This window comes from Stutzerimonas stutzeri RCH2 (assembly GCF_000327065.1).
In the GTDB taxonomy this organism is placed as follows: domain Bacteria; phylum Pseudomonadota; class Gammaproteobacteria; order Pseudomonadales; family Pseudomonadaceae; genus Stutzerimonas; species Stutzerimonas stutzeri_AE.
The window spans coordinates 971926-994401 of the sequence record NC_019936.1 but is presented as its reverse complement, the minus strand read 5'-3'; the positions used below and the strand labels follow the sequence as shown (position 1 = coordinate 994401).

12 protein-coding genes and 4 pseudogenes are annotated in these 22476 nt (G+C 58.0%); 7 read left to right on the top strand and 9 right to left on the bottom strand.

What is annotated here, in order from left to right; all coding sequences use genetic code 11:
* Positions 1-132: 132 nt before the first annotated feature.
* The 6 genes from PSEST_RS04455 to PSEST_RS04425 all read right to left on the bottom strand — a co-directional run bounded on the left by PSEST_RS04455 (position 133) and on the right by PSEST_RS04425 (position 8200).
* Positions 133-2352, bottom strand: a complete 2220-nt coding sequence (locus PSEST_RS04455) for a DEAD/DEAH box helicase (protein WP_015275831.1) — start codon at positions 2350-2352, stop codon at positions 133-135.
* Positions 2327-3622, bottom strand: a complete 1296-nt coding sequence (locus PSEST_RS04450) for an ATP-binding protein (RefSeq protein ID WP_003291459.1) — start codon at positions 3620-3622, stop codon at positions 2327-2329. Before PSEST_RS04450 ends, PSEST_RS04455 begins: the two co-directional genes overlap by 26 nt.
* Positions 3619-6102: a TerB N-terminal domain-containing protein gene (locus PSEST_RS04445; RefSeq protein ID WP_015275830.1), complete on the bottom strand. Its 2484-nt coding sequence runs from the start codon at positions 6100-6102 to the stop codon at positions 3619-3621. Before PSEST_RS04445 ends, PSEST_RS04450 begins: the two co-directional genes overlap by 4 nt.
* A gap of 208 nt (positions 6103-6310) precedes the next feature.
* Positions 6311-6964 (bottom strand): 3'-5' exonuclease, encoded by a 654-nt coding sequence (locus tag PSEST_RS04440; protein WP_015275829.1) that lies wholly within the window; start codon positions 6962-6964, stop codon positions 6311-6313.
* A 517-nt stretch (positions 6965-7481) separates the two neighbouring features.
* Positions 7482-7796, bottom strand: coding sequence for a hypothetical protein (locus PSEST_RS22360; RefSeq protein ID WP_003291462.1), 315 nt, complete (start codon positions 7794-7796; stop codon positions 7482-7484).
* On the bottom strand, positions 7796-8200 hold the full coding sequence (locus PSEST_RS04425; RefSeq protein ID WP_015275827.1) for a DUF6957 family protein: 405 nt from the start codon (positions 8198-8200) through the stop codon (positions 7796-7798). Before PSEST_RS04425 ends, PSEST_RS22360 begins: the two co-directional genes overlap by 1 nt.
* A 920-nt stretch (positions 8201-9120) precedes the next feature.
* Here PSEST_RS04425 and PSEST_RS04420 point away from each other — a divergent pair.
* The 7 genes and pseudogenes from PSEST_RS04420 (at position 9121) to mobH (ending at position 16896) form a co-directional block, all read left to right on the top strand.
* Positions 9121-9372, top strand: a complete 252-nt coding sequence (locus tag PSEST_RS04420) for a hypothetical protein (protein ID WP_003291464.1) — start codon at positions 9121-9123, stop codon at positions 9370-9372.
* A gap of 599 nt (positions 9373-9971) precedes the next feature.
* On the top strand, positions 9972-11471 hold the full coding sequence (locus PSEST_RS04415; protein ID WP_003291466.1) for an aldehyde dehydrogenase family protein: 1500 nt from the start codon (positions 9972-9974) through the stop codon (positions 11469-11471).
* Positions 11472-11534: 63 nt separating this feature from the next.
* Positions 11535-12659 carry an alkene reductase gene (locus PSEST_RS04410; RefSeq protein WP_015275826.1) on the top strand — a complete coding sequence of 375 codons (1125 nt, stop codon included), beginning with the start codon at positions 11535-11537 and terminating at the stop codon, positions 12657-12659.
* A 66-nt stretch (positions 12660-12725) separates the two neighbouring features.
* The gene (locus PSEST_RS04405) at positions 12726-13709 is read left to right on the top strand and encodes an LLM class oxidoreductase (RefSeq protein ID WP_015275825.1); all 984 of its coding nucleotides are present in this window, start codon (positions 12726-12728) and stop codon (positions 13707-13709) included.
* 138 nt (positions 13710-13847) lie between these two features.
* The gene (locus tag PSEST_RS04400) at positions 13848-14153 is read left to right on the top strand and encodes an ArsR/SmtB family transcription factor (RefSeq protein ID WP_015275824.1); all 306 of its coding nucleotides are present in this window, start codon (positions 13848-13850) and stop codon (positions 14151-14153) included.
* Positions 14154-14420: 267 nt separating this feature from the next.
* Positions 14421-14915, top strand: a pseudogene (locus PSEST_RS21680) (IS66 family transposase); the annotation flags it as partial.
* 179 nt (positions 14916-15094) lie between these two features.
* A pseudogene (gene mobH / locus PSEST_RS04390) lies at positions 15095-16896 on the top strand (MobH family relaxase).
* A gap of 79 nt (positions 16897-16975) precedes the next feature.
* Here mobH and PSEST_RS04385 read toward each other — a convergent pair.
* The 3 genes and pseudogenes from PSEST_RS04385 to PSEST_RS04375 form a co-directional block, all read right to left on the bottom strand.
* The gene (locus tag PSEST_RS04385) at positions 16976-19627 is read right to left on the bottom strand and encodes an excinuclease ABC subunit UvrA (protein WP_015275823.1); all 2652 of its coding nucleotides are present in this window, start codon (positions 19625-19627) and stop codon (positions 16976-16978) included.
* 8 nt (positions 19628-19635) lie between these two features.
* Positions 19636-20212 (bottom strand): annotated as a pseudogene (locus PSEST_RS04380) (ATP-dependent DNA helicase); the annotation flags it as partial.
* Positions 20209-21848: pseudogene (locus PSEST_RS04375) on the bottom strand (VRR-NUC domain-containing protein). The pseudogenes PSEST_RS04380 and PSEST_RS04375, both read right to left, overlap by 4 nt.
* Positions 21849-22476 lie beyond the last annotated feature (628 nt).

Here is a 22476-nt window from a genome sequence, read left to right as displayed (position 1 = left end):
ATTTACTAATGCCCGACAACCGACGCACGCTTAAAGATTGCACCAACAAAAGCGCATGGATTATGGTTCATCTACAGCAGATGAACCAAAGTCGGCTTTCAACAAAGCAGGCACCACACAAATAAGCTAGATTCAGGCCGTCTCCGCAGGCTGGCTCACTAGAGCCAATGCCAAGGCCTTTGCTCCACCCAAGTCCAAATGCATCGTGGCGTAAGACTGCATGAGTAATGCTGGCGGAAGCACCCAATCCCATTTTTCTTGAGCCATGTTCTGTACGTCCGCCAGAACAGCGGATTCATCAATACCGTCCCACTCGGCGATCTCACGCAGCTTGCTTTCAAGCGACGTCCGATCTCCCTCAACCTCGATGACAAACCCGCTGTTCTCACTGGCTAGTCCGGTGTGCGTCAACAAGATGGCTAGGGCATCGTTTGTCCAATCGCCTCGCCAGCTGAAAAGGTAAGTCTTACCTCCGCTTTCGGTCATGCTCGAATGTGCCAGTCCAAGGTCCGAAAAAGCGCTACGTGCCTGAGCTAGTAGCTCTTGTGCCGTAGTATCAAGATAGGGGTAGACGTCCGCCTCCAACAAGACGCTCCTCATCTCTTGCCGAACCCGATCATGTACACGGGCTCCAAGCCCGTCAAAGGACGGGGGAGCACCACCGGGATCGGATCTCACGACAACGACCTTGGCCTCAGTGTCCACGCTCGTCACCCGCCAGCGGCGCCCAGCAAAGATGATTCGCTGATCGACGGTCAATGGCCTGGAGACGGGCAATGCGCCAAGTGGTTTCCCATCGCATACCAGGCGGAACTCTTCATTACTGACAAATGCACTGTAGAAGTCGTAGTGGTTGATCAGGCGTTCCCCCACTACGCCGGGCAGCAGGAGCCCCGATGTTTCCTGGGTTATCAAATCGCGCTCACCGAGGGCACGAAGCAAACTGAGGAAGCTGCCCTGCTCCACCCCAGTGAACGGACCACTGCGTATCAAGGTGCTCCACAGCTCTGCAGCTGTAGCTCCACCCCGCTGGGCTATCACCGAGAGGCACTGCTGTACCAGCGTCGATAAATGAAGACCATGAACACGAGGAGGCTCGAACCAGCCCTGCATCAACAACCGGATCATCGCGATGCTTTGCAGCAAACCCTGGCGAAGTCGATCCGACAGGGGCGAGCCATCGTCTAGCTGACGCTCCTTACAGTAACTTCGGAGAATGGCTGCCTCTCCCGGACGGCGTCCGGATCGCCCCAAGCGTTGACGCAAGCTAGCTACCGATGGCGGAGCCCCGATCTGCACTACCGTCTTGATGCTGCCGATATCGACCCCAAGCTCCAGCGTGGTAGTGCAGACTGCGGTGGCAGGCCGGTCACCGGCTTTCAGCGCTTTCTCGGTTTCCTCTCGAATGTCCTTCGCCAAACTGCCGTGATGCGGCCAGAACTCGTTCGGTACACCATTCTGCTCGCAACGGCGCCGCAGATTGTCAGCGAACCACTCAACCTGAGTTCGACTGTTGGGGAAGATCAGGTTATTGCTGCCGCGTAGGACCTGAAAGAGATGCTCTGCGATGGCATGGTCCGGAGAAAAAACATCGTCACCTTCAGGCTGTACCGGGAGCGCTTTCTTGGACTCCACATACCCTCTGATCTGAGCCTTAAGTATCTGGCCGCTACCCTTGGATTCGATCACCGACACATGATGAGGGGCATTGGGACGCAAGAAGGCAGCAGCCAGCGTCATGTCGCCCAACGTGGCGGAAAGACCAACCCTGGGCAGGGGGCGATCAATGATTGTTTCAACACGATGCATGAGTGACTGCAGCTGCTTGCCTCGCTCACTGCCGATAAAGGCATGGAGCTCATCCACCACCAGGTACCGCAGGTTGGCAAACAATCCCGCTAGGCTGGTTCCCTTGTTCACGAACAGAGCTTCGAGCGACTCCGGCGTGATCAACAGAATGCCTTCCGGGGACTTGAGGAAGCGATGTTTGCGGCTCGCTGAGATATCCCCATGCCAAGCAATGACAGGAAGCTCAAGCTCATCGCAAAGCCTCGCCAAACGATCCCACTGGTCATTGATGAGAGCCTTCAGCGGGCTGATGTAAAGCACCGCCCCAGGCTTTTCCGTGTCCTGCAGGAGATTGGTAAGGATGGGCAGAAACGCGGCTTCGGTTTTGCCTGCAGCTGTAGCCGCCGCGATGATGACATCCTGGTCGGCCCCCAAGAGCGCAGGGATAGCACGCTCCTGGGCATCGCGTAGGGAGGTCCAGCCCTCGGTCCATATCCAGCGCTGGATTCGCGGTTCAAGGAGTTCGAAGCCAACCGATTCAGAGCTGGAAGGTGGCAAGCTCATCGTCCGCATCCACTTGGATATCGGCCTCACCGCCTCGATCCGGTGCAATCTCCACGGCACCCAACAGGGTCCGCCAATCAGCGTCAGGATTCTGCTCCAACACCGCTAGCAGGCTGATGAATGCGGTAATGGTCGTCCGCGGGGTACGGAAGTAGGCCTCACCCATCCGCTGGTTGCAGTGGGCCATAAACAGCGGCAATGCTTCGTCGGGTAGCAAATAGCGCTCGTTCACGCCTGCCGCGTATACATGACGCAGTTTCTGCAGCAGCACGTAGAAATCCTCAGGTGTCAGACTAGTGAGGCGTATGACAGGGCCGGACAGATCTACCAGCCCGGACTTGGCGAAGTTATTTTCAGCCAGACGCGACTGCAGCGCCGGATAGCTGTAGAGGCCGCGGCGAGTATCCATGAGAAATTCGGGTGTACCGCCCAACACAAAACCAAGCCCCTCAGCAGAGCCCTGCAGGGAGTCATTGAGGATACGAAGAATCTGCTCGTAGTTAGCGTTACGAGCTTGGGTGTTGGAAAGTTTGTACAGGTTCACCAGCTCATCGAGACATACCATCAACCCGCTAAAGCCGGCCAACCGAACAAATCGAGCAAGCAGCTTGAGCTGATCGTAGACCGACGCATCGTCGACGATGGTTCGCACCCCCAGTGCGGTGCGGGCATCTGTCTTGGTAGTGAACTCGCCACGCAACCAGCGGATAGCATCGGCCTTGAGCTGCTCGTTACCCTCTTCGAAGCCTTTGCAATAGGCCGCGATTACATCAGCAAAGTCATAGCCGTTGACCATCTCTGTCAGTTGGTCTAGATGCTCGCGAATCACAGCCTCACTGTCTTTGCCGGACGCTTTGGCTTCCGTCTTGGCCTGTGCCACGAATTTCTCGACTATTCCTTGCAGAGCGCCGCCATCAGGCTTAGTTCGGGTGGACATATTCTTGGCCAATTCGGCATACAGCGAGCGAGCCTGGCCACCAGTAGCATGGAGACGACGATCTGGGTTCAGATCGGCATGCATGGTGACGAGCTTGCGCTCCATCGCGATAGAACGAACCAGGTTGAGGAAGAATGTCTTGCCTGCACCATACTCACCGATCACTACGCGGAACGCGGAACCGCTTTCCGCGAGGCGCTCCACATCACGGATGAGTGCTTCCAGCTCCCCGACACGCCCCACTTGAATCAGGTGCTGGCCTGCACGGGGAACGACGCCGGCGCGCAGGGACTGGATGACCGCATCGCGGTCCTTGGCTCTGATGCTGCTCATAGCGGTAATTTGTCCATAATGTCAGGGTTGACTTCGAAGGGGTCTTCCCCCTCGGTGACTGGCATATCGAAATGCTCAAATGCCATGTCGTTGATCTGCTCCAATGCTCCGTCGAGCATGAGCTCCATATCGCTTGCAACGGCCTCCAACTCGTCATGAGACCACTCGGTACGGGATACGAGTACACGCAGGAAGGCTGAGTGATCGGCGTCTAAGCCACAAATGGAGGAAGTATCCTCAACAGTCTCTTCCACAACTACGTCATCTGGCTCAGCAGGCTTGTCGTCAACGAAAACCTGAGCCAGCAGCGCAGATACCTGTTCCGTTTCACGCTGCAGCTGAGCGATGCGCTCCTGGTCCAGAGCAAATCCGCCAACGGGCTTGGACGGACTTGCTCCGGGTATGGAAGGCGTTGTCTGCGATGAGCCAACGGAGCTGCCACTGGAGGCCACATGAAGGTCGCTGTACAGCGATTGCGGATCCAGCTGCAGGGTCTTGTAGACGCGCTCCAGCAACTTCACCTCTGCGGGACTAACCTCGCCGTCGACCTGCGCCAAGTGAGCGAGAAAAGCCGCCACAACCCTCTTCGCCGGCTCGGCCAGGGGCTCCAGTTTCTTCTTCAGGCTCTGCAGGGTTGGTGGCTGGTTAAGCTGCAGGCGCAGGTGGGCCTTCAGGCGCTTCCGATGAGCACCGCTCAGGTGACTCCAAGAGTCTATATGCTGGGATAGCAGCATAATTTCCTGCGGCGACGTGTCACCATCGGCCGCAGCCACAGCACAAGCAAGGTCCAACGTAACAGAGGCGGCGCTATAAGCCGGCGAAGACCGCAGATCACCATCGTCAGCCTGGGTCGCAAAGAGCGCCACATTGTCCTCAGACTTGGGTGTTCGGCTGCCTGTCAGCACATCCGGCTCGATACCGATGTGTAAAGACTCCAGCGCGCGGGCGAGCGTCAGAACCTTTTCTCGCGACAGGCTACCTGCACACTGCAGTCGTCCTGCCAGCTCACCGAAGCTCATGACCACCATGCCGTCGCCGATGCGTTGCTTTAGCTCGGCGAGCGCTGTTCGAGCTGTTGGCGGCCACAGGTTTACAGGCAACTGTAACAGCCCTTCTAGTGCATCAGGAGTGTCGGGGTTGCGGCCGAGATAACGACTGTAGGGCTCCAACTGCACCGTGCATTCGTCAACCAACTGCTGCAGCTTCTTCCGAGCTGCGCTAGTCGCCGTGACGTCAGGAATACCGGATAGGCCATCCAGTTCTTGGGGTGGTAGACCCGCAGAAGCGGTGTTGTATTGGAGTCTCAGACGGGTCTTGTTCTGAGGGAGCACCATACCGGCGCCATAACGTTCCTCGTAGCGCATGCAGAACAACTGGGCGAACGCTTCTTTACAACGGGTTACGGGTGTTCGCTTCCCGACGTTGTGATCAGACAGCACCCAGGCCAACGCCCAGTCAGCCGGCATTGGTTGCTTGTCAGCCGCCAACTGACCCAGGCCAATACGCAGCTCTACAGGCATTTCGTAGCCGTAAGGTAATGGTGCCGGCGGCGCCTTTTGATAGCGCCTGGCGAGTATTTGGCCTTGGCGGAGGAAGTCTACGAAGCGACTGGCGTAGTTATTGAAGGAGTTATTCTTGCCATAGATCGAGAGCAGCCGCTCTACCTCGGCAATTATGATAGGTATGTCGCCCGCCGCAGCCTGATCCGTCTTGGCGTCGACAAAAACCCTACGCTCAAGACCGTAGAAGAATAGGAACACGTAGCCGATGTTGGCATGCGGAGCCTTACGACCACTGGATAGCCATTGCAAATATGCGCGGCGGGCCTCAGGAGAGATGCTGTCGTAACTGGGCCAGTAAGAGGTGAGACGCTCAGATATATCGACGATGCCCCGTGCGACCTTCAGTTTCGGGTTGATCAGTGACGGTTCCGAAGGTCCATTGCGCCTGTTTTTATCTTCGCCGACGTAGATCAGACCAATTGGGATATTTTCGCCCGCCACTTCGATGCTTTCGCCAGCAGAAAGCCACCGCACGTTGGCACTATTCAGGTTCGCCGGCGCGCTCGGAATTCGGTGGGAAGACCGCTCAGTGGCCTCCAAAGTTACGGTAAAAAAGCCAGAGTCGTCTCGCTTTGCCGAAACCTGCCGGGGCGACGCCGAGACTTGCGCAGGAGCAGAGGGCTCATTTAGTGGCGAGACCTCATCCAATGAAAACGTCAGGCCGGTGCTTATGCCGAGGTCCGAGGAACTTGAACGAGTTCCCCCTTGAGGTGGCCGCATAGTTGTTGCCGAAGACATGACTGACGGTTTGCTGAAGGCCTTTATTACTAGCCACCCGCCTATGCCGACAATGAGTGCTCCGCCCAAGAAAACCCAAACACCCTTGGGAACGGAAGCTAGCCCCCCAATCACTAGGGCACACAGAACCATCGCTCCAGATACGCCAGACTTGCTGCTGCGCTTACGCTTCCCTGCCATCGCTTCGACTCCCTATACAAGCATGCTGGCCATTTAGCAGTATCGGCAATTCGGGTGCATCAGCCAATACCTCACGCCAAGCTACATGTTGAATCTCTTTATGATGTTATCCAGATGTGTTCCGTATGCACTGGTGAGATGGCGGCTCGATGCGAGCCGGGCGGCCACGGGGTAGAATTGATGAGCAGGCACAGCGCCGTCCGCCCTACTACGTCGGTTGCCTCGCGCTGAGCAGTAACTGCGCTAACCGTGCCAGATTACGCGCATCGTCGATGGCCCTGTGATGCTCACCCTCCCAGGAAAGGCCTATGTTTTCCACTGCACACTTCAGCCCTAGCGCACGGCAAGCGAAAATCTTCCAAAAGCACTTCTTTAGATTGATATGACGCGCCGGATCCAGCAATACATCTACCCCTGCTCTGAAAGCGTCCTCCTTCAGCTGGTTTCGGTCGTAATCGCCCCAAGAGCACCAGCGCCAGCCTTCTGTATTTCGCGGCCTCAGCCAGTCACCAAGCTGATCTTGTACCTCCGCGAAACGCTTTGCAGTATCGACGTCAGATTGAGATATGCCGGTCAGCCCCGTGCAAAACTCAGTTAGCGTGGGGCGAAGTAGCGGTCGGACAAACTGTCCGAAATGATCGACAATCCTGTACTCCAACTGAACATCCAACAGCGCGATGCCAATTTCGATCGTCTCCATCTCGTCGCGCTGGACCTTCAATACGTGAGCGTTCCGGGCCGCCTCGTTTAGGCCGGCAGGGTATTCATCGCAAGTCGCTTCCAGATCCACGCAAAGTAACCAGCGACTTTCTCCAATTTGTTGACGAAGCGCATCAAGCTGCCCCCAACGCTTTACCTGCATGACACCCCGCCCTTCTTTTCCTCAGAGGATATAAACTTACGAGCATCAGCACGGACCGTGGGCTCAGTTTTATAGTAGTGACACGAGAAACGGATCACTGAATCGTTACCGGGGTTGCGTGTATGCCTTTTGCCCTCTGTGCCAACAGCCAATCCAGTGACAGGCGCCCGTCTTCTTTGAAAGTCACAATAACGTACAAGCTGCCCGTGGCGGTAAACAGCGCCCAAAAACCGCCTTGCTCATGAGCTTTCAGTACATCTGAGGTCCGAACCCGGTGACCGTCCTGGAACCTTCCATACACATCCGCCCGCACGTGACGATGAACCACGCCGATACAACAGCCTGCGATTAAATAAGCGTCCGTGAGATACGCCGTAACTTCCCTACCAAAACACATATCCATTGCTCGCGACAACGCGTCAGATACATCACGTGTTTGGTCGATACTTCGTTTAGTTGAACTCATCACGTCAGCACCCAAATTCGGATCAAAACTCGTTGCCCCCCCCACTAACGGCTAGCTGTCCAACCAATAATCGTCTCGAGCAATACGCCCAAACTTGTAGTCTTCATGCTGCGGGGCGTCGCCAAACAAATGATGTATGCGTCGCTCCTGTCGCAGGTACGCCAAGGTCATGAAGAAGCAGGTTTCACACATCCGTACGCGATAACGCTCACCGTCATGTCGCGCGCCGTATCCCCAGTGCGCTTGCAGCACACCGAACTGTTCGCCGTACCCAGGCACTCGCATGGAGGTACCACAGACGTCGCAAGGCACATCGGGGTGTCGGTTGTCTGGTACGTCCATGCCCGCCAATATCTGACGACGCATCAAAAAATCTTCAACACAGTAGTGAGCTCGGCGCTTTTGCGAGCCCCTGGGCCAGCAAGCACATATCGCGTATTGCGCGTTCTGAAAATGCACCCATCGGCAAACTCAATCAGTTGTGTTGTACGCACCCAGTCACCCTCTTGGAAACGGTTGGCACTGTCGTACAACACGCGGCCGGCATACACCATCGCGGGCTGTTGCCCGGCCGCCTGTAACGTTTCTCGTATCGCGTCAGGCACGATGAGATCGATCCAGATCCAGTCACGCACAACACAGAAAGGCACCTCGTCAAGCAACGCAGCCGCTGAACCACGCGCGCACGCCTCTGCTAACGACATCTCGATACCAGGCATTACCTCACCCGGGGCGTATAACAAATAAGATACTTTCTTTAAATCGTCCATACCATCTCTCTATCTGAGCCATAGATGTCTAGAGGCAGAATCTGGGCAAAACGTCCCTACCTTGACAAACCTACCAAGTATGAAAAGCTTGTTTCCCAATGAGCGTCAGTTCTGACTATTAATATATGGCCTGAGTCTAAAAGGCGAGCAGCGCAACCCCATCAACCTCCATTATTAAACTAAGTACCTTATTCATCGATGCAAGCCTATGGCATCGCCCCACTACGCTCAGTATTGGACAAAAAACAGCAACCTGAAACCAATGCAATAAAATAATCCAGCTCCAACCACTGCTCGTCAAGCACTTTTAGAAAAGAAAAAGCCAACCACTGACCATCGGTATTTGTAATACGTATATATTGACAAGGATTGCCAGAACTCACGCACCAGAAGAGCAAGAAAGATAATCCTTATCGGACTTACCCTAGGCGCGGCCAATGACTATTTGAGATCAAGACATATCTCCACGGACGATGCGAGGCTGATCCAACCGGCTCGGAGTCGTCTTTTCGAATTTTGAAATTTCGCACCGTTGGTAATCACCACAAGCGAGGCGCGTCTGTGACGCGGAAGGGTACCGCGACTCCTCGCGACTGCTTAAATTGCAAACGAAAGCGGATGACCTGAGTAATTTGTAGCGAGGGGCAGGTTCGATTCAGTCTGCGTACGCTGAGATCTGCTCACTAACATCTAGCTGCCTATCTAGTGCACGCACGAAGCGCGTCACGCGTCGAGCTGTACGGCGGGGCCACAAAATGATGGAAATTATGGCTCAGCAATAATTATGGCTGAGCCATAATTCCATATAACCGCAGCGTCACGGAAAAACCGCAATTATTTACAGCCTGCAATTGACCATGACAGCTGCCCCTCCAACGAGGGGATAGACTAAGTAGGTTAGCTAACTCGGGGCTGTGGAGATGATCGAGGATCGCGCCAATGAGCTGTTCATCAGCGCCGCTAGCATCTGGGAAATCGGCCAAAACGCGATGGGCAAAGCCAGCTTTCAGTTCGATACAGGAGTACTAAGAAGGTCTCTTCTGGACGGCGACTACAAGGAGCTGTCCATGACCAGCCGACACGCCATTACGGCTGCGGCCTCGCCTCTCCTTCACAGCGCCCATTTGATCGGATGCTCATCGGACAAGCCGCTTCGGAAGGCTTCATCCTAGTAACCAATAATCATGCTATAGCGAAGTATTCGGGGCCAATCAAGCACGTCGGTTGAATGCGCCAGCCTTCGATACCCTGTCGTAACGGGATGTCTAATGACCATACAAGCCGTCTGCCTGCCTGAAAAGTGTCCGGATGGCCGTGGAATCGGTGTCCGGATGCTCGTGGAATGAGTGTCCGGGTCAGCGTGGAATCACTGTCCGGATGTGCGTGGAATGGGTGTCCGAGTCAGCGTGGAATCCGCAATCAAACGCTCCGGCTACGGGCGCGAGCTAATCGGCTTGGGCATCAAGGAATTCGTCAATCACAAGCTGATTAGCGTCATCGATATTGACGCGCCGTTCTAACTTCATCTGCACATCAACGCAAACATCAATACCTGATGCAGCCAGCCTCCATGATGAAAAGCTCAAGGGAGCTGGCTGCATAGGCAACCCTGGCGCGAAGCACGGCGCGTTCCCAGCTGATCCAGAAGTGAGCTGCAAGGGCGTGGAAATATGCACACGTGCCGGAACCAATAGCGTTATATTGACATATATGAATATTGCGAATAGCCTGGACTCGTAACCCGCGCTAGAAACCTCAGGAGGCACCCCCCATGAAAGATTCCAGCGATACCCATCCGAATCACCTTCCCGACAGCAGCTACGGCCTGTTTATTGACAACCAGTGGGTTTCGGACGAATACGGTGAAACCCTCGACATTATCAACCCCGCCAACGGAAAAATTCTCACCAACATCCCAAACGCCACAGCTGCCGACGTCGACCGCGCGGTGCAGGCCGCACAGCGCGCCTTCATGACCTGGCGTACCACCTCACCTGCGGAACGCGCCAATGCGTTGTTGAAGATCGCCGACCTGCTGGAAGCCGATGCCGATCGGTTCGCCGTTCTGGAAACCCTTGATGTAGGTAAACCCATTCGTGAAAGTCGCTCCGTCGACATCCCGCTGGCAATTGATCACTTCCGCTACTTCGCCGGCGTAATCCGCAGCCAATCGGATGAGGCGGTCATGCTGGATGAGCAAACACTCAGCATCGCTCTCAGTGAACCCCTCGGAGTTGTGGGCCAAGTGATTCCGTGGAACTTCCCGCTGCTTATGGCCGCCTGGAAGATCGCTCCGGCCATCGCAGCGGGTAACACCGTAGTCATCAAACCTTCCGAGCTGACCCCGGTAACCATCCTCGAACTGGCGAAGATCTTCGCTAAGGTACTTCCAGCCGGCGTGGTCAACATCGTCACAGGCTTAGGCACCACAGTTGGGCAGGCGTTACTGGATCATCCGGACCTGCGCAAGCTTGCCTTTACCGGCTCGACGCGTGTCGGCGAACTCGTCGCCAATGCGGCAGCGAAGAAAATCATTCCCGCCACCCTTGAACTGGGCGGCAAGTCGGCCAACATCGTTTTCCCCGATGCGAACTGGGACAAGGCCGTGGAAGGCGCAGTCCTCGCCATCCTGTGGAACCAAGGCCAAGTCTGCGAATCCGGCGCACGGCTGTTCGTTCACGAATCCATCTACGAACGATTCCTAGCTGAGCTCAAGCATAAGTTCGAAGCTGTACGTGTGGGTGACCCACTGAACCCGGACACCATGATGGGTGCACAGGTCAGCAAGTCCCAGATGGAACGGATCCTCGGCTACGTCGATATCGCCAAACAGGAAGGCGCTGAGGTACTGATCGGCGGCGGTCGTCTCACAGGTGCCAATTACGATGCCGGCTTCTTCATCCAGCCAACGATTCTGGTCGGTGTTCGCAACGATATGCGCGTCGCCTACGAGGAAATTTTCGGCCCTGTTCTGTGCGTCATTCCTTTCAAGGATGAAGCGGAGGTCATCGCCATGGCCAACGACTCCGAGTACGGCCTAGCCGGTGCAGTCTGGACCCAAGACATCAACCGGGCGTTACGTGTGGCACGCGCGGTGGAAACCGGACGTATGTGGGTAAATACCTACCATGAGATCCCTGCCCATGCCCCCTTTGGTGGCTATAAGAAATCTGGCCTAGGACGGGAAACTCACAAGTCAATGCTGGAAGCCTACAGCCAGAAGAAGAACATCTACGTCAGCCTCAACGAAGCACCGCTCGGGCTCTTCTGACCTCCTTGAACCATATTTTTTTGACTTATAACATCGAATATCTTAGATATGCAGGTAAGCAAAATGACACACTCAGAACTTTTTAAAACCACTCAGCTGGGCCCATACACCCTCAAGAACCGTATCGTTCTGCCGCCACTGACGCGTTCACGCAGCTCTCAACCCGGCAATATTGCGAACGACCTAATGGCCACATATTACCGTCAGCGCAGCGGTGCTGGCTTCATGGTGACCGAGGGCACACAGATCGAACCCCGAGGACAGGGTTATGCCTGGACACCTGGCATTCATAGCCCGGAACAGATACAAGGCTGGCGTAAGGTCACCGACGCTGTTCACGCCGAAGGGGGGGTGATCTTTGCTCAACTTTGGCATGTGGGCCGCGTGTCGCACACGTCGCTGCAACCCGGTGGTGAAGCGCCCGTCGCGCCATCAGCCATCCGCGCGGACAACGTCAAGGTGTTCATCGAAACTGGCCCCGGCACGGGTACACTGGCCGACCCTTCGACCCCACGAGCCCTGTCCACCAAGGAGGTAAAGGAACTGGTTGAGCTCTACGCCCAAGCAGCCCGAAATGCTTTGGACGCAGGTTTTGACGGGGTGGAGCTTCACTGCGCGAATGGGTACCTGGTAAACCAGTTCATTTCGGCGCATACCAACCAGCGTGATGATGAATATGGCGGTTCGCTGCAGAACCGTCTTCGCTTCCTGCGCGAAATCACCCTCGCCGTTGCTGGTGTCGTCGGCAAGGAGCGCGTTGGCGTTCGCTTCGCCCCGCTGTTCGCGACCACAGACGAAGACCGCGTCTACCTTGGCCTGGTCGAAGAAGATCCTCACCAAACCTACATCGAGGCAGTGAAGATCCTCGAGGAAGTAGGCATTGCCTACCTGTCGCTCGCCGAAGCCGATTGGGAAAACGCACCCGAGCTGCCTGAGACGTTCCGGGAAGCTGTTCGTAAGACCTTCAGCGGCAAGATTATCTATGCCGGCAAGTACACCGCTGAACGAGGAAATCGCGTGATAAAAGCTGGCTGGGGCGACCTGATCGCTTTTGGCCGCCCCTTCATTGCGAACCCCGACCTGCCCGCTCGTATCGCCAACAACTGGCCGCTTAACCCAGTTGATCCAAGCAGCATGTACGGCGGTACCGATAAGGGCTACACCGACTACCCGACTTACAAATCCTAAACGCTCAGAGCCACGCCCCATAAGTCAGGGGCGTGGCTCAGCGTTTGCTGACCGAGGAAGTTAAGCATGTACCAACCGAGCACGATCCCCTACCAAGAGCATAGGGGATTCAAACGAACCTTCAGGCAGGGTCATCTAAGCCTTGGGCTGTTCTTTCCCCTGGAGGCTTTCGAAGGTGATACACCGAGCATGCTAGATCAGGTCGCGCTGGCCAAACGTGCAGAGGCACTTGGTTTTTCGGCGCTCTGGTTTCGCGACGTCCCGCTCAGGGACCCAAGCTTCGGTGATGTCGGCCAGGTTTTCGACCCTTGGGTGTATCTGGGCTACATCGCAGCCCATACAACAAAAATCGCACTAGGCACCGCCTCCATCGCCCTTACTTTGCGTAATCCCTTGCACACGGCAAAGGCCGCAGCGAGCATTGATCAATTGAGCGGAGGTCGCTTGCTCCTGGGAGTAGCCTCTGGCGATCGTCCCGTGGAGTTTCCCGCATTCAGCGTTGATCCAGAACAGCGTGGCGAGACCTTTCAAGAAAACCTCAATGTGATACGCCAAGCCCATCGAACACACTTCGAGCCCATTCGCTGGAGTCACGGCGAGTTACTGGGGGCCGATCTCGTTCCCAAACCTACGACTCGGGAAATACCGCTATTCGTAACCGGACACAGCCGCCAGCCGCTCGATTGGATCGCGCGTGAAAGCCATGGATGGATCAACTATCCACGTCCGCCAAAAATGCAGCGACTCATCGTGGAAGATTGGCGACAGGAAACGGCTAAACAATGTGGCACTATCTACAAGCCGTTCTTGCAATCGCTGTATATCGACCTGGACGAACACCCATCCACGCCACCCTCGCCTATCCATCTAGGATTCCGACTGGGACGTAACCACCTGCGGGCCTTGCTGGATACACTTCAGGAAATCGGTGTAGATCACGTCATCCTGAACCTCAAGTATAGTAAACGCCCCGCAGCAGAGGTTATCGAGGAACTTGGCAAACATATCGTCCCGCAATTCGGCGCACAGGTGCCCGATAGTCCTACCTGACAGGACAATAGGATTCCAGTCCAAACCAGCCCGTCATTGCGACGGGCAGGCGCGCAGAGATCATGGCGAAGCCTTCCAATTTGATGCGCGAATCAGGAAGATATCTAGATATCGAAAAAAACAGGTCTCAAAAAATTCATGACTATTGACGTCAACGAAGCCCTGAAAGCATTGGCGAACCCGATGCGCCTTGCCATCCTCAATTGGCTCAAGGATCCCAGGACAGTCTTTCCCGAGCAGGAAGTCGACCCAGAAACGGTAGGCGTGTGCGTCAGTATCATCCAAGAGCGCACGGGCCTCTCGCAGTCAACGACATCGCTTTATCTCGCAGCTCTACAGCGCGCGCAATTGGTGACATCGCAGCGGATCGGCCCCTGGACCTACTACAAACGCCACGATGAGAATATCGATGCCTTCTTCAAGGCGCTGCAAGAAAGAATCTAGGGCTGCACACCCTTGTATTTCTGACTGATTTCAGTCTTTGCCGATGTCAAAAACAGCAATCTGACCAAATAACGATCAGATCATCCGAAGCTTCGAGTGATCGAACAGCATTACCAGTGATGCGGTGCGCGGAAAAAACGCTCCTATAGCAAAACTGCCACTTGACAACGCTGAAACCAGGGGCTGTACACGCAAAAGACAGCACACTCCAGAGAGGGACGCGAAGCCCTTCAAGTGCTCTTCTACGGCCAACCTTCTTTAGGGGGCAGCCGCCACGGCGTCGACATCCCACGCCAGCCCCTGGCGCGTTGGGTGATCCAAAGTGGCGAGCAACTGCAACCGTTGCTCAACCTGATGCGCGACAAGCTGCTGGACTACCCCGTGTTGCACTGCGACGAAACGCGCTTGCAGGTGCTGCATGAACCGGGACGAGACCCCTCGGCACAATCCTGGATGTGGGTGCAAAGCGGTGGGCCGCCGGACAAGCCGGTGATCCTTTTCGACTACACAGCCAGCCGCGCGCAGGAGGTGCCGCTACGCCTGCTCGATGGCTACCGCGGCTACCTGATGACCGACGACTACGCCGGTTACAACGCCGTGGCTGCACGCGACGGCATCGAACGCCTGGGCTGCTGGGCGCATGCGCGACGCAAGTTCGTCGAAGCCCAAAAGGTGCAGCCCAAGGGCAAGACTGGGCGTGCCGACGTGGCGCTGAGCCTGATCAACAAGCTCTACGGCATCGAGCGTGACCTGAAGGACGCTGACCATTCCATTCCAGCGGGTTCCCCATTGACGCTGGAGCCGCATCCCATTTCCCGCTATACCGAAGCGGTTAAAGGCCAAAGGGCCGAAACGGCAAGGGAATGGGGGTGCAAGGGGAAAGGCCCTACCTCGAAAAGGCGAAAAGGCATCCCGGCCGGCCCCCCCCAGAGGACACCCACATGCTCTCCCTGTTCCAGCGAAAACGGCCTCCGGTCACTGCCCCATCACCAGCGCCCGCCACCGACCTCCCCAAAGGGCTGCTACGGCCCGAATCGGCCGCATCGCTGCTGGCGACACCGCGCCGACAGAAGCTGCTGGAACACATCTGGCAGCGCACGCCGCTGGAGCGCTACGCCGAGCTGGTCCAGCAATTCCCCGCTTCCGAGAGCCATCATCACGCTTACCCCGGCGGCATGCTGGATCACGGGTTGGAGATCGTCGCCTATGCGCTCAAGCTGCGGCAGTCCCATCTGTTGCCCATCGGCGCCAGCCCCTAAGACCAGGCGGCGCAGTCGGAAGCCTGGACCGCCGCCGTTGCTTACGCCGCGCTGCTGCACGACATCGGCAAGGTGGCCGTCGATCTGCTGGTCGAGCTGGCAGACGGCTCGCTGTGGCATCCCTGGCACGGCCCGCTGCACCAGTCGTACCGCTTCCGCTACCGCGAAGACCGCGAGTACCGGTTGCACAGCGCCGCAACAGGGCTGCTCTACCGCCAATTGCTCGATGGTCCGCTCCTAGACTGGCTCAGCGGCTATCCGTCTCTGTGGGCACCATTGCTCTACGTCTTGGCCGGGCAGTACGAGCACGCCGGCGTGCTGGGTGAACTGGTCGTGCAGGCTGATCGCGCTTCTGTGGCACAGGAACTGGGCGGCGATCCCGCGCGCGCCATGGCCGCGCCCAGGCACGCGCTGCAACGCAAGCTGCTGGACGGGCTGCGCTTCCTGCTCAAGGAACCGTTGAAGCTGAATCAGCCGGAAGCCTCCGATGGCTGGCTCACTGAGGATGGGCTGTGGCTGGTGAGCAAGACTGTCTCGGACAAGCTGCGCGCGCACCTGCTGTCTCAGGGGATCGACGGCATTCCTGTGAACAACACCGCCGTCTTCAAAGTGCTGCAGAACCACGGCATGCTCCAGCCCACCTCAGACGGCAAGGCGGTCTGGCGCGCGACCGTGACCAGTGCGACCGGCTGGTCCTACTCGTTCACCCTGTTGCGCCTCGCGCCCGCGCTGATCTGGGAATCCGGCGAGCGGCCAGCGCTTTTCGCAGGCACGGTGGCGATCGACACGACGCCAGCGGAAACCAACGGCAGTGCACCAGGCACACCGCCCGCGGTCGTGGGGCAGCCAACCCCCGAAGGTCTGGAGACTCCCCCTTGGGAATGCCCTCGCAGCGATACCGCCTTGCCGACTGCGGCCCCGCCCGTGCCTGACGTCATGGAGGACATGCTGGCGATGGTTGGATTGGATCGCACGGCCGACATGGGGAAGGGTGAAGATCCAGTGGAGAAAGTCCCTGCCCCAACCACAGCCGCAGCGTCTCCCTTGCCACTTACCCCTGCGCCTGGACCTGCATCAACTCCAACAGTCGCGATACCATCCGGGGAGCATTTCATGACGTGGCTGCAACAGGGAGTCGCCGCGCGGCGACTCATCATCAACGACGCCAAGGCGCTCGTGCATACGGTGAGCGACACCGCCTACCTGGTCAGTCCCAGCGTGTTCCAGCGCTATGCGTAGGAACATCCCAGGTGGATGCGCTGGTCAGGCAGGACAAGCAACCGGATTGGCAGTGGGTGCAAAAGCGCTTTTAGAAACTGCAGCTATACCGCAAGCACCCAAATGGCCTGAACATTTGGACCTGTGAAGTCACGGGCCCGAGGAAGTCCCGCCGACTGCATGGCTACCTCCTCGAAAATGGGTCCTTGGTATTCGCCGAAATACCGCCCAACAATCCCTATCTTGCTCTGACTCAGGAAGGATGACGCGACTCGGGCAGCGACCGTCACCACCGTGTGGCGACGATCAATGCCCCGCGAAGCTGGCAACATTTGGCGAACTAAGCTACTCGGCCCGCGCCAACTCCCGTGCAAGGAACGGAGCGGTTCGGCTGCCAGACTTTCGGGCCACCTGCTGAGGGGAACCCGCCACCACGATGCTGCCGCCGGCAGCGCCCGCGCCTGGCCCTACGTCGATCACCCAGTCGGCTTGGGCCACCGCACGCATGTCGTGCTCGATCATCACTACGGTATTACCGGCATCGACCAGGCGCTGCAACTGCACCAGCAGCCGGTCGGCATCCGACGCGTGCAGCCCGGTGGTCGGCTCGTCGAGCACGTACAGGCTTCGGCCGCGCTGGCTGCGCTGAAGCTCGGTCGCCAGCTTGATGCGCTGCGCCTCGCCACCGGAAAGCTCAGTGGCCGGTTGCCCCAGGCGCAGATAGCCCAGTCCGATGTCGCGCAGCAGTTGCAGGGGCCTTGCCACCGCGTCTTCACCCGCGAAGAATTCGCTGGCCTCGTCCACGGTCATCTGCAGCACCTCGGCGATGTTGCGCCCGTTCCACTGCACCTTCAGCGTGGCCTCGTTGTAGCGCGCGCCATGGCAGGTCGGGCACGGCGCGTACACGCTAGGCATGAACAGCAGTTCCACGCTAACGAAACCTTCGCCCTCGCAAGTCTCGCAGCGCCCCTTGGCGACGTTGAACGAGAACCGTCCGGCATCATAGCGGCGGCGTCGAGCATCGGGCGTGGCGGCGAACAGCTTGCGCACATGGTCGAACAGACCCGTGTAGGTAGCCAGGTTCGACCGCGGCGTGCGCCCGATCGGCTTCTGGTCCACCTGCACCAGGCGCTGTATGGCGTCCACGTCGCCCGCCAGATGGCCGCCGGTCGCTTCGACCACTGCCGGCCCTTCGCTGGTGGCGCTTTCGGCGGCATCGTCTTCAGGCTCGTGGCCCAGGTGCAGCAGCACCAATTCCGGCAGGGCCTGCGCGACGAGGCTGGATTTGCCGGAGCCAGAGATGCCGGTAACGGCTGTCAGCACGCCCAGCGGAATGCGCGCATCCACGCCATGCAGGTTATGGCGGTGGATGCCCTGCAGCTCCAACCAGCCGGTCGCTTCGCGTGCTCGGCTTCCGGGTGCGGGAATTTCGTCGAACAGGTAACGTGCAGTACGCGATTCGGCAATCTTGCGCAGGCCATCCGGCTCGCCGCTGTAGAGCACGCGGCCGCCACGCTCCCCGGCATCCGGCCCGACATCCACGAGCCATTGCGCGCGGCGCATCAGGTCCAGGTCGTGCTCCACCACAAACACCGAGTTGCCCGCGTCGCGCAGCCGGTCGAGTGCATCGTACAGGGCCTGGCTGTCGGAGGGATGCAGGCCCGCCGAGGGTTCGTCAAGTACGTACACGACGCCGAACAGCAGGGAACTTAATTGCGTGGCCAACCGCAAGCGTTGCAACTCGCCGGCCGAAAGCGTCGGCGTGGCCCGGTCCAGCGTCAGGTAGCCCAGGCCTAGCTCGCGCAGTTGGCGCAGGCGCGCCATCACGCCTCCAGCCAGGCGCTGTGCGGCGAGGCGCTTTTCTTCCGACAGCGCGGAGGTACGGCGCACGTCGGGCGATACCGCATGGACCGCATGGCCGGTGGCAGCGCGTTCGGCACGCTCGCGCCGGGTCGCTTCCTTGTCCGTAGCCGCACCCGCTGCATGGGCGCGGAAATCGCCCTGTGCGATGGGTTCGAGCAATGCCGCCAAGTGGTCCAGCGGCATCTGCATAAACGCGCCGATGTCCACCCCAGCGAAGGTGACCGACAGCGCTTCGGGCTTGAGCCTCTTGCCGTGGCAGGTGGGGCACGGCTTGCCCTCCATGAACCGGGATACGCGCTTTCTCATCAGCGCGCTCTGGGTATTGGCGAAGGTGTGCAACACATACCGCCGGGCGCCGGTGAAGGTGCCCATGTAGCTCGGCTCCATCTTGCGTTTGAGCGCGGTACGGGTTTCGGCAGGCGTGAAACCGGCGTACACCGGCACCGTTGGTGTTTCCTCGGTGAACATAATCCAGTCGCGATCCTTTTTCGGCAGGTCCTTCCACGGCCGGTCAACGTCGTAGCCCATGCTGACCAGGATGTCGCGCAGGTTCTGGCCCTGCCAGGCGGGTGGCCAGGAAGCAATCGCCCGCTCACGGATGCTCAGGGAGGGGTCGGGCACCATGATCGCCTCGGACACCTCGTACACATGACCCAAGCCGTGGCAGGTCGGGCACGCCCCCTGCGGCGTGTTCGGCGAAAAATCCTCGGCGTACAGCATCGGCTGATTGGCGGGATAGGCGCCGGCGCGCGAATACATCATCCGCACCAGGCTGGACAGGGTGGTCACACTGCCCACGGAGGAACGCGCATTGCTGGACCCCCGCTGCTGCTGCAGCGCCACCGCTGGTGGCAGGCCGTCGATCGCATCTACGTCCGGCACGCCCGCCTGGTCGATCAGGCGCCGTGCATAGGGGGCCACCGACTCAAAGTAGCGTCGCTGCGCCTCGGCATAGATGGTGCCGAAGGCCAGCGAGGACTTCCCGGAGCCGGAGACACCCGAGAACACCACCAGCGCATTCCGCGGGATAGAGACGTCCACCTCTTTGAGGTTGTTCTCACGCGCGCCACGCACCTGCACGAGGCCGCTGGCCGCAGCGGTACAAGAGGATTCACCGAAAGTATTGTTTGGCATGTTCTTATCCTGTAGTTCGCCCCGCTCAGGACGGGACTTCCTGAGTGGTAGGGAAAACTGATGCTCTGCAGATGCTCGTCACGCTTGATGCGGTGCTTCTTCCTGTTCAGCCCCGCTCAGAAACAATTGGCACTGCTGATTGAAGAAGTCTTCCAGTTCAGCGGCTGTGAAGTGGTCGCTGAAGGCATGCTCGGCGTGACTCATCACGTCGAAATACACCACAGCCAATTCCAACTCTTCCAGCTCAAGCTGCTGGCAGAGCAGCCAGCCGTAGACCTTGACCTGCGCCCAATGCAGCAGCCGGTGGTTGGCCGGAATGCGGCTGATATCGCCACGGTGGGTTTTGATCTCTTCTAGGCGCCGCTCTTGCGGATCGTACCCGTCGGCCCTGCCGCCGACCAGCAGGCCGGGGTAGCTGCCACTTAGAGGTAACTCGGCGATATAGCCGTCTCCCCGCCGATCAACCACTGTCTGGTGCCCAGCCATGCCTTCCTGAGCGGTGGGGGAAGGGGTGAAGCGCAGATCCAGGTCACCTTCCTTGGCGGTGAACTCGCACAGTGCCCGCACCGCTACCCGATAGCTCATGCCTCAGCCCAGCGCACGTAGCAAACTACAACGGCGATACCGTGCTCAGCCGCGAAACTGAGCCAGCGTTTCTGGTTGTCCTGCAGGCGGTCGCCGGGGCCTTTGACCTCAATCATCCGGTAGCGATGTTCCTGCGGATAAAACTGGATCAGATCGGGCATGCCGGCGCGGTTGGCTTTCAGATCTCGCAGCAGGCGGGTAAAACAGGCGTGCAGGTGTGCAGCGGGAATGCACTGCAGGGCTAGTTCCAGGCGCGCCTCATCGAGCATGCCCCAAAAGACGAAGGGTGATTGCAGGCCGAACTTTTCCTGATACCGAGCCTTGATCAATTGCCTGTAGTCGGGTTGTTCAAGTTGCAGTAGACAGCGTTTGAACAGGTGTTGGCGGCGCGCATAAAAGTCCGGGCTGTGCAGGTCCACCGGGCCACTGTGGAACGGGTGAAAAAATGACCCCGGCAGCGGTGCGAAGATCGCCTCCCAGCACAGCAAGCCGAACAGGCTGCAGAGCAGGGTATTTTCCACATAGTGCACCGGAGCATCATCCTGCTGCAGGTGATCACGCACAGCTATCTCCACACTGCCATGTGTCGGCGCCGGCAATACCAAGTCGATGCGGGTTTCGCTCGCAGCCTTGGGCTTTTTCACCATCTGCAGGCCGAGCTTGCGCTGCAGGCGGGTGAGGGCTCGTTCCAGGCGCTGGCTTTCTTCATCGCTGCCTGGGGTTTGGCTAAAGGCCAGGGCCTGATCATAGGCCTCGGCATCGCGCCCCAGTTGTTCCAGTACGCGAATCTGTCGCCAGCGGGCTTCGCCATGCGCGCTTTGCTGATAAAGCAGCAGGGCCTGCTCCAGCTCACCGCTCCTCTCCAGTTGCTGGGCGATCTGAAACAGCAGGCACGATTGGCGGCTGCAAAGGTATGGGTTGCTTGAACTGAACGCCAGCAACGGCGGTACAATGTCCGCCAGGTCTGCGCCTTGCTCAACGCTGACGCGTAACTGGCGCAGGTGCAGGTAATCCTCAAGATCCTGGCGGCACTGAAAACCACGTGACTCCGGGCCTATATCCACCGATTCGTAACGGTAGATGCCCAGATCCGTCAGCACGAACTCGGACCAGTCCTGAGCCAGATTGCCAAAGAACATCAGGCGCAAACGATCACACAACTCGCCCACCATCAGGCTGAGTAACTGATCATCCAACATAGGGCACCAGTCCGTGAAGGTCTGGGCAGGTAGCTCCATTGCGCGCAGTTGTTCGAGCAGCTCGGCCTTTTTCTGCGCCGCGCGGCGGTCTGTGAGCGGCATATGAGTCAGCACCTCATCCTTGCGCAGCAGCTCGGCAATCTCATCGGCTGTGAGCAGCGCCTGCTCGGTGATCCATCCCTGTTCAAGCAGTGGATCGGCAGCAGCCAGGCAGTCGCCGATTTCCGGGTAAACGAGCTTGCTCAGACGAAAATGACAGCCCTTGCGCTAATCATGCGCACCAGCAAGGCCTGCGATGGCCAGGGCAGGGTATTGAAGGTGTCGAGAAAGGCACGTTCTTCATCCGCCAGTAGATCTGCATAGCGCTCAGCCACCCAGGCGAGTGCCGTACGGAAATTGCTGAGGTAGTAAAGCTCAGGGGCTAACGAGACGGACATGGTAGTGATCACTGTATTCTTGTACAGGATTGTCCGTGTTGCGGTGCCGAGGATCAACTGGCGCAGAAGCTGACGGTATCAGCAGGTGAAAGTGGCCAACTCCAGCCCGATGCTACTGGCGACTCCCGGCCGGTATCTGCCTGTCGCGTTAGGCAGGTACCGGCCGAGACTGTGTAAAAACGTTTTCAAGTGCGGCAGGTACTCAAACACAAGCTAGAAATCGTGCATCTGGGAGAAATCCACATTTGCTGACGTGCCGATAAACTCCAGATTTCACGTAGACGCGAGTACTTCAATTTTGAAGAAGCGTTTTTACACACTCTGGGCCAATAGCGGTCAGTCGCGATACCATAGAGATGATTCACCATAAGGCAGCGACTGGAGCTCACGCAGCAATAATCCTTAGATCCATTGCTAACTGACTAATACAAGATGCTGCTGGTTGGCAGATTCGATTCGTTCTCTCATCAGGATCACAAGCCGTCGGTACTCAAGCTTAGGAACAGCATGGCGATTGGCAGATTTCCAAAGTCGCCATGAGTCGCTCAGAACGATGTTTCATGACCGGCGAAACTTGGATCCTGCCTGAGCATCATTGATGCTCGCATGGATTCGAACGATACAGCAT

What these genes read in the sequence shown, in the direction of transcription:
- PSEST_RS04415 (WP_003291466.1), top strand. Translation starts at nt 9,972, where the DNA reads ATGAAAGATTCCAGCGATACCCATCCGAATCACCTTCCCGACAGCAGC.
- PSEST_RS04400 (WP_015275824.1), top strand. Translation starts at nt 13,848, where the DNA reads ATGACTATTGACGTCAACGAAGCCCTGAAAGCATTGGCGAACCCGATG.
- PSEST_RS04385 (WP_015275823.1), bottom strand. Translation starts at nt 19,627, where the DNA reads ATGCCAAACAATACTTTCGGTGAATCCTCTTGTACCGCTGCGGCCAGC.
- PSEST_RS04410 (WP_015275826.1), top strand. Translation starts at nt 11,535, where the DNA reads ATGACACACTCAGAACTTTTTAAAACCACTCAGCTGGGCCCATACACC.
- PSEST_RS04450 (WP_003291459.1), bottom strand. Translation starts at nt 3,622, where the DNA reads ATGAGCAGCATCAGAGCCAAGGACCGCGATGCGGTCATCCAGTCCCTG.
- PSEST_RS04405 (WP_015275825.1), top strand. Translation starts at nt 12,726, where the DNA reads ATGTACCAACCGAGCACGATCCCCTACCAAGAGCATAGGGGATTCAAA.
- PSEST_RS04445 (WP_015275830.1), bottom strand. Translation starts at nt 6,102, where the DNA reads ATGGCAGGGAAGCGTAAGCGCAGCAGCAAGTCTGGCGTATCTGGAGCG.
- PSEST_RS04455 (WP_015275831.1), bottom strand. Translation starts at nt 2,352, where the DNA reads ATGAGCTTGCCACCTTCCAGCTCTGAATCGGTTGGCTTCGAACTCCTT.
- PSEST_RS04420 (WP_003291464.1), top strand. Translation starts at nt 9,121, where the DNA reads ATGATCGAGGATCGCGCCAATGAGCTGTTCATCAGCGCCGCTAGCATC.
- PSEST_RS04425 (WP_015275827.1), bottom strand. Translation starts at nt 8,200, where the DNA reads ATGGACGATTTAAAGAAAGTATCTTATTTGTTATACGCCCCGGGTGAG.
- PSEST_RS04440 (WP_015275829.1), bottom strand. Translation starts at nt 6,964, where the DNA reads ATGCAGGTAAAGCGTTGGGGGCAGCTTGATGCGCTTCGTCAACAAATT.
- PSEST_RS22360 (WP_003291462.1), bottom strand. Translation starts at nt 7,796, where the DNA reads ATGCGTCGTCAGATATTGGCGGGCATGGACGTACCAGACAACCGACAC.